Genomic DNA, 12,923 nt, shown 5'->3' on the forward strand with positions numbered 1-12,923 from the left:
GTACACAATAATTAAGTTTTGACGTTTTTTGTTGAAATTTCCTGCATGAAGAAACTAGCTCTTTTAATTTTATTGATTCCGGTGACACTCACTGCACAAATTCAATTTTCAGATAATTGGGAGCAGGCGGTTTCGGAGGCCCGAATGAACGGAAAATTGATTTTCCTAAATGCATATGCAGAATGGTGTGAGCCTTGTGATGAGATGGAGGAATATACTTTTAGTGATTTGGAGGTGGCAAACTTCTTCAATTCAACGTTTATAAATGTCCAGCTGGATATGGAGGATTATCCCGGGGTGGAGTTAGCAGAGGAGTATACAATCGGTGTTTTTCCTTCCTTTCTGTTTATCAATGGAAATGGACAAGTCGTACATCGAAGCTGTGGAGGAATGGATGCCTCCCAGTTTCTTAAGCTGGCTGAAGATGCGCTAACAGATAGCCTTACGCTTCTTGCAATGGAAAAGAGATACGATGACGGTGATCGATCCACCGATTTCATGTTGAACTATTTAGCACTTCTGGAGGATGCATGTCTGGATGCAGAGCGTTTTGCTGGGGGATATCTGAAAGAGGTTGCTCTTGAAAACTTGACCGATGAAACACCCTGGGAAGTATTTGCCGCTTATCAATGGGATATTTATAGCCGTGAGTTTCAGTATCTGCTAAATAACAAAGAGCTTTTTGAGAATAGTGTGGGTAAAAAAGTGGTCAATGCGAAATTATACGACACTTACCTATCACAGTATCAGGAAATCTTTGAGGCAGAAGAACTTCATGACTTTGGTATGCGTGCCTTATTACATTCGTTTAAAGACGTGACGTTTACAGGATCGGATACTTTACGATTAATGATGAATCTTCACTATTCAGAATACACTGAAAACTGGTCCGATTATGCTGATTATGCGGTTGAACTGGTTGGTATGACCAATCTTGAGGATCCTGAGCAGTTAAATGAATTGGCATGGAAGTTCTACCTTTTTGTTGATAATAAAAATCAATTAGAGATCGCTTCTTCCTGGGCCCAGCAGGCGGTAGATCAGCAGCCTGAACCATCCATGATTGATACGTATGCATCCCTTCAGTTTAAGTTGGGCAATAGAAAGAAAGCAGTTGAGTTGGAAAAGCGGGCGCTGGAATTGGCTCAGGAGCTTTACGAGGATACGTCGCATTATGAGCATCAGCTAACAAAGTTTGAGGGGAAGTAAACTCCATTCATGACTTGGATAGTCTGGGTGTGTTTTTTTATACAGCTCAATTTTTAGTAAATTGTTTTACGGATTTTATAATAACAGAATAAAATATCTGGATTTGAAAATCTATTTAACGATTATATTATTCGTTCTGCTTGTATCTGCAAGTGCCCAACAATACCACGTTTCCATTAATTCGGTTTTTGAGGTAGAGGAGGTTGCCTATTTCGACCCACCAGATGCTTTTTCTGCATTGGAAGGTGGTTTAATGATAAAAGCCGCAGGAATATATGGAGAATCAACTTTAAGGTATGGATGGTTTATTAATTACATCCCTACGAATTATGTCTATCGTTATGATTTTGATTTACAAATGATTGGGCTTGGTGGTGTCATTGGTGCATCATTTGAAGTAGAAGATAATATTGAAATACAACCTCTGGCCCAGATTGGCTATCGGGTCAGTATTCCTTCCGAAGATGTGGATTCTTATAATGGCCTTGCGGTCAACCTGAACATCAATGGCATTTATTGGCTCGACGGCAATGTCCATCCAAAGCTGAATTTTGGATTCTTAACCCAACCAGCTAGAGGTAATTCGGATTTCACCTTCACATTCAGTCCCCAATGGTTTATAGGTGCGGGTATAGTGATAGGTGAAGATTAATCTATAAAAAAAGCCCACATTACTGCAGGCTTCATAAATATCATAGCTTTAGTTACTTAGCTAATCGAGCTCTTCAAATACTCACGATTCATACGAGCAATGTTTTCAATAGATATTCCTTTCGGACATTCTACTTCGCATGCTCCGGTGTTTGAACAGTTCCCAAACCCTTCTTCATCCATCTGTTTAACCATGTTTTGAACTCTGTCTTTAGCTTCTACTTGTCCCTGGGGTAGGAGAGAAAGCTGAGAAACTTTGGCTGATACAAATAACATGGCAGAAGCATTTTTACATGAGGCGACACATGCACCACAACCAATACACGTAGCAGCATCAAATGCTTTGTCAGCATCATGCTTATCAATAGGAATGGCATTCGCATCCTGTGTGTTACCTGAAGTGTTTACACTCACAAAACCACCGGCATTCATTACACGGTCAAATGCGCTTCTGTCTACCACCAAATCCTTGATGACAGGAAATGCTTTAGCTCTCCATGGCTCAACATATATGGTATCCCCATCCTTGAATTCGCGCATGTGAAGCTGACAGGTAGTCGTTCTTCTTTTTGGTCCGTGTGCTTCACCGTTTATGTACATGGAGCAACTCCCACAAATGCCTTCACGACAATCGTGATCGAAAGCGATAGGCTCATCTCCCTGCTCGATCAATTGCTCGTTGAGGATATCCAACATTTCAAGGAAAGAGCTATCTGTTGAGATATTAGAAACCTGGTAGGTTTCCATTTTCCCCTTGTCTTTATCGCTTTTCTGTCTCCAGACTTTCAGTGTAAGATTCAATTCTTTTGCTGCTGACATATCTAAATATTATTTGTAAGAACGAGTCTTTAACTCAATGTTCTCGTATTTCAAATCTTCTTTATGCAATTTGGCCTTTGATGGCTCACCTGTGTATTCCCAGGCAGCTACATAGGTGTATTTTTTGTCGTCACGTACGGCTTCCCCTTCTTCCGTTTGATATTCTTCACGGAAGTGTCCACCGCATGACTCATTACGCTCCAGCGCATCTCTGGCAAACAATTCGCCAAGCTCAAGGAAGTCCGCTACTCGACCGGCTTTTTCCAACTCCTGGTTGATGCCATCAGCTGATCCCGGAACACGTACTTCTTTCCAGAATTGCTCTCGCAGCTCCTGAATTTCCTTGATAGCTTCCTTTAACCCCTTTTCATTTCGAGCCATTCCAACCTTGTTCCACATGATTTTACCTAATCGTTTGTGGAAGTAATCAACAGAATGTTTACCTCCATTGTTGGTAAAAAATTCGATTCTCTCTCTTACCGATTTTTCAGCTTCCTCAAACTCTTTCGTATCGGTGGGAATAGCACCTGTGCGAATATCATCAGCCAGATAATCTCCAATGGTGTATGGAATCACAAAATATCCATCAGCTAGTCCTTGCATCAGTGCTGATGCACCAAGTCTGTTTGCACCGTGATCGGAGAAGTTTGCTTCACCTAGTGCATAGCATCCCGGAATAGTAGTCATCAGGTTATAATCCACCCAAACGCCACCCATAGTGTAATGTACAGCTGGGTAAATTTTCATTGGAGTTTTATAAGGATTGTCTCCGGTAATGTTTTCATACATCTCGAAGAGGTTTCCGTATTTGGCTTCTACTACCTTTTCACCAAGCTCTCGTACTTTTTTATCATCAGCATCGTGGATGCCTTTCACATTGGCTTCTTCACGACCATATCGCATGATAGCTGCATCAAAATCAAGATACACAGCTTCACCTGTCTCGTTCGTTCCAACACCGAAACCAGCGTCACATCGCTCTTTAGCTGCTCTGGATGCCACATCTCGAGGCACCAGATTACCAAAGGAAGGATATCGTCTTTCCAAATAATAATCCCGGTCTTCCTCTTTCAGATCAGTCGGTTTCAGTTTCCCTGCCCGAATAGCTTCCGCATCTTCTTTTTTAGCTGGAACCCAGATACGCCCATCATTTCTTAATGACTCAGACATCAAAGTCAGTTTAGACTGCTGCTCTCCATGCTGAGGAATACAAGTTGGGTGAATTTGTGTAAAGCAAGGGTTTGCGAAGTAAGCTCCTTTTTTATGGATTTTCCATGCTGCTGAAACATTAGATCCCATCGCGTTGGTAGAAAGGAAGAAAATGTTTCCATATCCACCGGATGCAATTACTACTGCGTGTGCCGAATGCCTCTCGATCTCTCCGGTTACAAGATTTCTTGCAATAATTCCTCGTGCTTTTCCGTCGACAATCACCAATTCCATCATTTCATGGCGATTGTACATTTTGATTTTTCCTTTACCGATCTGACGAGACATAGCGGAGTATGCTCCAAGAAGTAGCTGCTGCCCGGTCTGTCCCTTCGCATAGAAAGTTCTGGATACCTGAACACCTCCAAAAGATCGATTGTCAAGCAGTCCACCATAATCCCGAGCGAAAGGCACCCCTTGCGCCACACACTGATCAATAATATTTGTGGATACTTCTGCCAACCGGTAAACGTTTGCTTCTCTGGATCGGTAATCACCACCTTTTACCGTGTCGTAAAAAAGTCGGTAAGTGGAGTCACCGTCACCCTGATAGTTTTTCGCTGCGTTGATTCCGCCCTGAGCAGCAATTGAGTGAGCTCTCCTTGGCGAATCCTGATAGCAAAATGCTTTTACGTTGTAACCCAACTCGGCCAATGTTGCCGCTGCAGAACCACCTGCAAGACCAGTTCCCACCACGATTACATCGATTAGACGCTTATTGGCTGGGTTTACCAGTTTGATGTTGTTTTTATGATTGGTCCACTTTTCAGCTATTGGACCTTCAGGTATTTTAGAATCTAAAGTTGACATACCTATTTAATTTCTTATAAAGAATTGACATAATGATAAACAGCGATAAAAATGAATCCTGCTGGAATCAATATCGCATATGCAGTACCTAACTTTTGAATAGCCGGCGTGTATTTTTGGTGTCTGGCACCCATTGATTGAAATGCGGATTGGAAACCATGCATTAAATGAAGTGCAAGGAATACAAATGATAGAGAGTAAATAATCACTCGTGCAGGGTTTGCAAACATATGCACTACTTCCTCATAATATCTATCCGGATCTTCCGGCTTCATTTCAATGTACTTGTAATTCATCTCAGGGATCCAGAAATCATAAAAGTGGAATCCCAAAAAGAAAAGGATAAAAAGACCACTCCAGATCATGTTTCTAGACATCCATGATGAATTTGCAGCGCCATTGTTCTTGGCATATTTCACCTCGCGAGAATTTCTGTTTTTGATTTCAAGCACAAATCCCATAATAAAATGGAATGCTACGCCGAACATCAGTATAGGTTGTAAGACAAACTGAACGAGTGGATTAGTACCCATGAAGTGAGATAACTCGTTAAAAGTATCTTCACTAACTACAGAAGTGAAATTGATTGTAAAATGCTGCAATAAAAATATGATCAGGAAGAGTGCGGAAAGTGCCATCGCAAATTTTCTACCGATGCTACCTGAAAAAAGTTGCTTGCTCATTTATATAGGATTATTGGATTTGCGCCAAAGGTAAATTCTGAAAGCTTGTTAGGCAATCTAAAATTTGTTTTTGGACTGTTTCTAAATAATATCACAATGTAGTAAGTATTAATTCTTTTTACATTGTTTCTCTGTACAACTAATGCAGCACAATTCTTGTTCGATATACATTCATGTGTTTTAAAAGCGTTTAGTTTTACAGTGATTTAACTGGCTCCTATGAGGTATTTAAGATGTTTACTTGTTTTCATTTTTGCATTGCTGGCTGTTGTTTCCCGAGCGACCCACATACGCGCTGGAGAGGTGATAGCCAAACGAGTCTCCGGTCTTACCTATCAATTTACCTTTATTGGTTATAGAGATGTAGAAGGTGTTCCATTTGGTCAGGGTGTTTTTGATTTCGGTGACGGTAATTTTTATGGAGACGACCCTGGAGAGGATATTCCATGGGGAAATATTGAAGATATTGGAAATGGTGTTGAAAAATGGGAGTTCACATTAACCCATACCTATGCCGGCGGTTCCAACTATCTGGTGAGCTATAAAGAAGACTTTAGAAACGCTAATATTCAGAATATCTCTGGTTCTGTAAGTACATCCTTTTATGTAGAGACGCTTGTTATCATTGATCCACTCATAGTTAACAGTACACCTTTCTTTACGGTACCTCCAATCGATCAGGGAGTAGTTGGAGGAATATTTGAGCATAATCCGGGAGCGTTTGATCCGGACGGAGATAGCCTTTCTTATTACTTCACCACTCCGAAACAGGATGAGGGACTTCAGGTAAATGGATATCAATCACTAATTGACCCATCATTCTACGATAATTTCAACGAAGGCAATCAGGCTAAAGATGGACCGCCGACACTGGAAATAGATCCGGTGACAGGAACACTTACGTGGGATGCCCCAGGAGGTGCTACCATCCCCGATCAGGAAAATCGAGAGTTTAATGTTGCCTTTGTGGTGGAGGAATGGCGTAGGATCAATGGCCAGCTGATCCGCCTTGGTTTTGTAACCCGGGATATGCAGATCATTATTTGGGATTATGAAAATGATCCACCTGAACTGGAAATCCCAGAGGATACCTGCGTTGTTGCCGGGGAAACGATTACTGGAATTATCACGGGAACTGATCCCGATGGAGATCCCGTGAAAATAGAAGCATTTGGTGGACCATTCGAGGTAATCCCCTCAGCGACTGTTGATCCAGATCCAGCCGAATTCCAGGGCCCACCCTCTATTTTAAATTTTGAGTGGACCACTGCTTGCGGTCAGGTTCGTTTAGCACCATATGAAGTGCAATTTAAGGCAGAAGATGATCCAACTATACCAAATATCACAAACCCTCCCGGTCAGGTAAACTTTGAAACATGGCGAATTACCGTGGTTGGACCACCACCTACTGGACTGACAGCAGATACACAAACAGGTCGAAGAATTCAACTCAACTGGGATCCGTATTCCTGTACAAATGCTGACTCAATGCAGGTCTGGAGACGGGTAGGAGAATTTGAAATTGACCCGACATGCAACCCGGGTATTCCCGAAAATTCAGGATATGAATTAATCGAAACACTTCCAATATCAGAAACGGATTACCTAGACAACAACGATGAGTTGGGACTTTCACCAGGATCCAAATATTGCTATCGACTGGTGGCAACATTCCCTAGTCCAGGAGGAGGAGAAAGTATTGCTTCAGTAGAAGCATGTGATAGTCTCTTGATTGATGTACCGGTTATAACCCATGTAGATGTGCAGGAGACCAGCGAAACCGACGGAGAAATTCAAGTCAGTTGGACAGGTCCATTGCAAAGAAATCCAATTGCTACGCCATACGAATATGAAGTATTAAGGAAAGTTGGTCAAGGTTTTGGAGGAACTTTTACCTCCGTCAGACCACCATCTCCGGATACTACATTTGTAGATTCAGGCCTCAATACTGAGGATTTTTCCTATTCATACAAGATCGTCTTGTATGATAATACAAACCAACCTGTTGATACCTCTCAGCAGGCCTCATCCGTATGGTTGCAGCCAGCTCCGCTGGTTGGATCTATTCGCTTGGATTGGGAAGCCAATGTGCCCTGGTCAAACAATGTTCAGGATTATCCATATCATTATATATATAGGGACAATGTGAATAGTGCGGATTTATCTTCCATTGAATTGATTGATTCCGTGGATGTGACGATGGATGGTCTGAGTTATTTAGATGACGGCAGATTTAATGGTGTGGACCTGGATGAAGAAATCGAATACTGTTACTATGTAACAACTTACGGCTCATATGATAATGACCTATTAATTGAGCCTTTGATCAATAACTCACAAATCATTTGTGCACAACCTAATGACACCATTCCACCTTGTGCACCTGTCTCAATAACCTTCAATTCAAGCTTGGATTGTGAAACACAGGCTTCCTGTCAAACACGTACTGGAAATTCAGGTGTTGATCTGGTAAATGGTTTTTCCTGGGAGTTTGACAATGATGTTACGTGCGACGATGACATTGTTTTCTTCCGTGTTTATCGATCCTCCACAGGTGAGGAAGGAGAATTTCAACTTGTTTCAGAAACTCCTGCGACTGAATATTTCGATAATAACCTCACATCTTTAGCTTTTTGCTATTATATAACGGCCGTGGATCGCTCAGGAAATGAGAGTGCCATCTCGGAAATCGTGTGTAACGATAACTGCCCTCAGTATATTTTGCCGAATGTGTTTACTCCCAATGGAGACACGAAGAATGAGACCTTCAGACCTATAGAGAGAGACGGGCAATGTCCTCGGTTTGTTAAGAGCGTTAATTTCAAAGTGTTTAATCGGGCAGGCGCGGAAGTATTTAGTTATGATTCTACAGAGCCAGAAAAAACCATCTTCATAGACTGGGATGGAAAAACAAAGGCTGGAAGGGAGCTGCCTGCAGGAGTTTATTACTACTCTGCAGAGGTTAGATACAATATCCTGAACCCTCAGGATGCCACTGAAGTTATAAACGGGTGGGTACAGATTATTCGATAGGAAAACCGATTATCCTGTTTGACGGAGTTTGCAATCTTTGCAACTCATCCGTCCAATTTGTAATTAAAAGGGATAAAAAGGAGCAATTTATTTTTGCATCTCTTCAGTCAGATTATGCGAAGGAAAACCTACCCGAGGAATACTCTGGTACCAATGCACTTCAAAGCATTGTACTGAAAGACAAGGATACCCTAATAACAAAAAGTACTGCTGCGCTAACTATTGCAAAGCATTTGTCCGGACTTTGGCCAATACTGTACGCTTTCATTATTGTCCCTAAGTTTTTGCGTGACTGGGTGTACGATATCATTGCACGAAACAGATATAAGTGGTTTGGAAAGAAAGATCATTGCATGATCCCGTCACCGGAATTGAAAGATCGGTTCCTCGATTGATTTGATTGCCTACTTTTGCGGTGAACAAACATTTACCTATGAGCAAAGCATACGTTTTCCCCGGACAGGGAGCCCAGTTTTCAGGAATGGGCAAAGAACTTTATGATAATCATTCATCCGCTAAAGAATTGATTGATCAAGCCAACGATATTCTGGGTTTTGACATCAAGAGTATCATGTTTTCTGGCACTGATGAACAGCTAAAACAGACCAAGGTAACTCAGCCAGCCATATTTATTCACAGTGTGGTGGCAGCTCTTACATCAGAGGACTTTAACCCTGATATGGTAGCGGGCCATTCATTAGGCGAGTTTTCAGCTTTGGTGGCCAATGGAGTCCTGAGTTTTGAAGATGGTCTTTCGTTGGTATCTAAAAGAGCAATGGCCATGCAAAAGGCATGCGAAATGCAAGAATCAACCATGGCAGCTGTATTAGGGCTTGAAGATGAAGTAGTAGAGAAGGTGTGTGGAGAAACCGATGGGATTGTGGTTGCAGCGAATTACAACTGTCCCGGCCAGCTGGTGATTAGTGGAGAGGTAGCTGCAGTAAATGCAGCATGCGAAAAACTGAAGGAAGCCGGGGCAAAAAGAGCGTTGGTTTTACCAGTAGGAGGTGCATTTCATTCTCCATTGATGGAACCGGCACGTGAAGAGTTGGCCGATGCGATTCAAAATACTAACTTCAATGATCCGAAGTGCCCTGTGTATCAGAATGTAGATGCAAAAGGATATTCGAATGTGGACGATATAAAGAAAAACCTTGTTCTTCAACTAACATCGCCAGTAAGGTGGACACAATCAGTACAGAATATGATCGCTGATGGTGCATCCAGTTTCACTGAATGTGGCCCTGGTAAAGTGCTACAAGGATTAGTGAAGAAAGTCGATCGAGCGATGGAGGTTGCTGGTATTTCATGAGATTTAGCAAAACCATATTGATTCTATTTTTAGGGACAATCCTGATTGGAGCGGAAGGGTGTAGGAAAGGCCCTTCCTCCTCGCACAAGAAAAACAACAAGAAAATCAAGAAGGGCAAACCAATACCATGCCCGATTAAAGATTGTTGATGAAAAAGATTGTGATTGCCATAGACGGCTACTCCGGTACAGGTAAAAGTTCTACAGCTAAACAAGTGGCTGCACGCCTGAGTTATACCTATATAGACAGTGGAGCCATGTATCGAGCTGTAACTTATTTCTTTCTGCAGGAAGGGATTGACTTCTCTGATGACAGTCAGGTCAATATTGCATTGGAGAACTGTAATCTCTCTTTTGATGGTCCATCTATTTTCATAAATGGTGAGAATGTAGACCATCAGATTCGGACGATGGAGGTCAATCAAAATGTGAGTCAGGTAAGCGCAATCTCCGAAGTAAGAAAGAAGCTGGTGGAGCAGCAGCGAAGAATGGGAGAGGAAAAAGGTGTAGTGATGGATGGGCGTGATATTGGTACGATTGTATTTCCAAAGGCAGAATTAAAGGTCTTTATGACTGCTGAAATGGACGTGCGAGCTGAGAGAAGACGAAAGGAGTTGGTGAAAAAAGGCATAGAAGAGGATTTGGAGACCATCAAAGCCAATCTGGAAAAGAGGGATGAGATAGATAGTACGCGAGCGGATAGTCCACTAAAGAAAGCTGATGATGCAAAAGAGATAGATACTTCTCGTTTAACTTTGAATCAACAGATCGATAAAATTGTTGAAATGGCAGAATCGATAATATATGAAGGTTGAAATAGACGAAAATTCAGGATACTGCTTTGGAGTAGAGTTTGCCATCCAGATGGCAGAAGATGAGATGGCAGAGGGGCAGGAGCTTTACTGCCTTGGTGATATTGTTCATAATTCAATGGAGGTGGAGCGACTTTACAATAAAGGGTTGAGAACCATCACCAGAGATGAATTGAAAAACCTCAAAAATTGCAAGGTGTTGATTCGAGCCCATGGCGAACCACCAGAGACCTATCAGATTGCCATCGACAACAATATAGAGTTGGTAGATGCTTCATGTCCTGTTGTATTGAAACTTCAGAACAGGGTCAAGAACGCATATGACCTTGTTAAACACAAAAACGGACAGCTAGTGATCTATGGTAAGCCCGGTCATGCAGAGGTGATAGGTTTAACTGGTCAAACATCCAATGAGGCCATCATTATTACCGAACCTGCCGATTTGGAAAAAATCGATTTCTCTCGACCGATCACGCTATATTCTCAAACGACCAAAAGCACGAAAGGCTTTTATACCATAAAAGAAGAAATCGAAAAACGTATTGAAAAAGAAGGTCTACTATCGGTAGAGGAAGATTTTAATGCGAATGACAGCATTTGCCGACAGGTTTCTAACAGAGAGCCGCATATGGTCAAGTTCTCTCAAAAGCATAATGTGATCATTTTTGTGGCAGGGAGAAAGAGTTCTAATGGCAAAGCTCTTTATAATGTATGCCTGACCAATAACCCTCGTAGTTATTTTGTGGAAAACGAAAAAGAGATTGACCTGAGCTGGATTGAACCGGGAGATTCTGTGGGTATCTGCGGAGCAACATCCACCCCGACATGGCTGATGGAACAAGTTGCCGATTTTCTAAAAGCTAATGAGCCCGCAACTGCCTAACAGATCAAACCAATTGGATAAAATTCAGTTTTTACAAAGAACACAAGTAAACCCTTTTTTTATTGAATTTTTGACGGGCGTTAAAACCGATATTGATTAAGTTTGCCTCGTTTTTTAAGACGTTCTCTCAAGTAAGAAATATGTCTCAGACAATTAAGCTGAAAAAAGGTTTTGACCTAAACCTGGCCGGAAAGGCCGAAAACAAAACAATAGATGCCCCACAGCCGGATACCTATGCTTTAAAACCGACTGATTTTAGTGGACTAAGCCGTCCTAAAGTAGTGGTAAAAGAAGGTGATAATGTAAAAGCCGGATCCCCGCTCTTCTTCGAAAGAAATGTGGAGGATATTCTGTACACAGCTCCGGTTAGTGGAGAGGTAGTGGAAATCAAACGCGGGGAAAAAAGAAAGGTGCTGGAAGTAAAAATTCTTGCAGATAAAGAAATTGAATTTGAGAAATTCAAAAATTACTCTGCATCTGAAATAGGTGGTATCTCAAAGGAAGACGCCATCGAGCAGTTGAAAAAATCCGGAGGGTGGACCAACATCATCCAAAGGCCATATGGAGTGGTGGCTAATCCGGAAGATACTCCAAAGGCAATTTTCATATCTGCTTTTGATTCCAGTCCACTAGCACCTGATTATTCGTATGTGCTAAATGGACAGGATCAATATTTCCAGGCTGGAATCGATATCCTTAAAAAATTCACTGCAGGTACAGTTCACTTAAATGTAGACGGAAAAGCAGAGGTTTCTCAGCTGTTTTCACAAGTGAAAAATGTGCAACTAAATACGATCACCGGTCCGCACCCAGCAGGAAACGTAGGCGTCCAAATTCATCACATTGATCCGATCGCGAAAGGCGATGTAGTATGGACTGTGAATCCGGTAGGCGTAGCGCAGATTGGAAAATTATTTATAGAAGGAATCTACGATACCTCGAGGCTGGTCGCATTGACTGGCTCTCAAATGAAGGAGAGAGGCTATGCAAAAATGTACGCTGGTGCGTGCTTGAATAAACTAGCTGTAGAAGGGACAGACAACCGATTTATATCCGGGAATGTTCTTACAGGTGAAGGAGTAGGACCGGAAGGATATCTTGGATATTATCACAACCAAATCACGGTAATACCGGAAGGGAAGCAAGAAGAGTTTTTGGGGTGGATTATGCCATCTACAAAAAAGCTAAGCTTCCACAAAGCATTTGGAATGTTGACATTCCTGAACGGAAAAAACAAAGAGTTTGAAGTAGATACAAATACCCACGGGGAAGAGAGAAACTTTGTGGTGACAGGTACATTCGAGGAGGTAATGCCTATGGATATCCTGCCAACATACCTGTTCAAGGCTATCATGGCTGAAGACTATGATGATATGGAGGCACTTGGAATCTATGAAGTGGTTGAGGAAGATGTTGCCTTGTGTGAGTTTGTAGATGTTTCAAAGAATCCACTTCAGGAGATTCTAAGAGAAGGAATTGATTTAATTAAAGAAGGATAAGCAG

11 protein-coding genes are annotated in these 12,923 nt (G+C 41.9%); 8 read left to right on the forward strand and 3 right to left on the reverse strand.

Going from position 1 to position 12,923, the window contains the following annotated elements:
• The first annotated feature begins 45 nt into the window (after window positions 1-45).
• Window positions 46-1,209, forward strand: coding sequence for a thioredoxin family protein (locus ACXAH9_RS04520; protein ID WP_474893674.1), 1,164 nt, complete (start codon window positions 46-48; stop codon window positions 1,207-1,209).
• A gap of 103 nt (window positions 1,210-1,312) precedes the next feature.
• The gene (locus ACXAH9_RS04525) at window positions 1,313-1,861 is read left to right on the forward strand and encodes a hypothetical protein (protein WP_474893675.1); all 549 of its coding nucleotides are present in this window, start codon (window positions 1,313-1,315) and stop codon (window positions 1,859-1,861) included.
• A 56-nt stretch (window positions 1,862-1,917) separates the two neighbouring features.
• Here the strand turns inward: ACXAH9_RS04525 and ACXAH9_RS04530 are convergent, their stop codons facing one another.
• The 3 genes from ACXAH9_RS04530 to ACXAH9_RS04540 are packed head-to-tail and all read right to left on the reverse strand — an operon-like array spanning window position 1,918 to window position 5,381.
• Window positions 1,918-2,661, reverse strand: coding sequence for a succinate dehydrogenase/fumarate reductase iron-sulfur subunit (locus tag ACXAH9_RS04530; RefSeq protein WP_349562700.1), 744 nt, complete (start codon window positions 2,659-2,661; stop codon window positions 1,918-1,920).
• Window positions 2,662-2,688: 27 nt separating this feature from the next.
• A complete protein-coding gene (locus ACXAH9_RS04535) occupies window positions 2,689-4,698 on the reverse strand; it encodes a fumarate reductase/succinate dehydrogenase flavoprotein subunit (protein ID WP_474893676.1) in 2,010 nt (669 codons plus the stop codon).
• Window positions 4,699-4,712: 14 nt separating this feature from the next.
• Window positions 4,713-5,381: a succinate dehydrogenase cytochrome b subunit gene (locus ACXAH9_RS04540; RefSeq protein ID WP_474893677.1), complete on the reverse strand. Its 669-nt coding sequence runs from the start codon at window positions 5,379-5,381 to the stop codon at window positions 4,713-4,715.
• Window positions 5,382-5,600: 219 nt separating this feature from the next.
• On the opposite strand from ACXAH9_RS04540, the gene ACXAH9_RS04545 reads away from it, so the two are divergent.
• From ACXAH9_RS04545 to ACXAH9_RS04570, 6 genes are all read left to right on the forward strand, one after another.
• Entirely contained in the window at window positions 5,601-8,414 is a 2,814-nt protein-coding gene (locus ACXAH9_RS04545) for a T9SS type B sorting domain-containing protein (RefSeq protein ID WP_474893678.1), read from the forward strand.
• Window positions 8,393-8,809 (forward strand): thiol-disulfide oxidoreductase DCC family protein, encoded by a 417-nt coding sequence (locus ACXAH9_RS04550; protein ID WP_474893679.1) that lies wholly within the window; start codon window positions 8,393-8,395, stop codon window positions 8,807-8,809. The genes ACXAH9_RS04545 and ACXAH9_RS04550 overlap by 22 nt, the downstream gene beginning before the upstream one ends.
• A 38-nt stretch (window positions 8,810-8,847) precedes the next feature.
• Window positions 8,848-9,726: an ACP S-malonyltransferase gene (fabD, locus tag ACXAH9_RS04555; protein ID WP_474893680.1), complete on the forward strand. Its 879-nt coding sequence runs from the start codon at window positions 8,848-8,850 to the stop codon at window positions 9,724-9,726.
• Window positions 9,727-9,874: 148 nt separating this feature from the next.
• The gene (cmk, locus tag ACXAH9_RS04560; RefSeq protein ID WP_474893681.1) at window positions 9,875-10,540 is read left to right on the forward strand and encodes a (d)CMP kinase; all 666 of its coding nucleotides are present in this window, start codon (window positions 9,875-9,877) and stop codon (window positions 10,538-10,540) included.
• The gene (locus ACXAH9_RS04565) at window positions 10,530-11,420 is read left to right on the forward strand and encodes a 4-hydroxy-3-methylbut-2-enyl diphosphate reductase (RefSeq protein WP_474893682.1); all 891 of its coding nucleotides are present in this window, start codon (window positions 10,530-10,532) and stop codon (window positions 11,418-11,420) included. Before cmk ends, ACXAH9_RS04565 begins: the two co-directional genes overlap by 11 nt.
• 140 nt (window positions 11,421-11,560) lie before the next feature.
• Window positions 11,561-12,919, forward strand: coding sequence for a Na(+)-translocating NADH-quinone reductase subunit A (locus ACXAH9_RS04570; RefSeq protein ID WP_474893683.1), 1,359 nt, complete (start codon window positions 11,561-11,563; stop codon window positions 12,917-12,919).
• The last annotated feature ends 4 nt before the right edge of the window (window positions 12,920-12,923 follow it).

It is taken from the genome of Ekhidna sp. ABH4_415 (assembly GCF_056161305.1).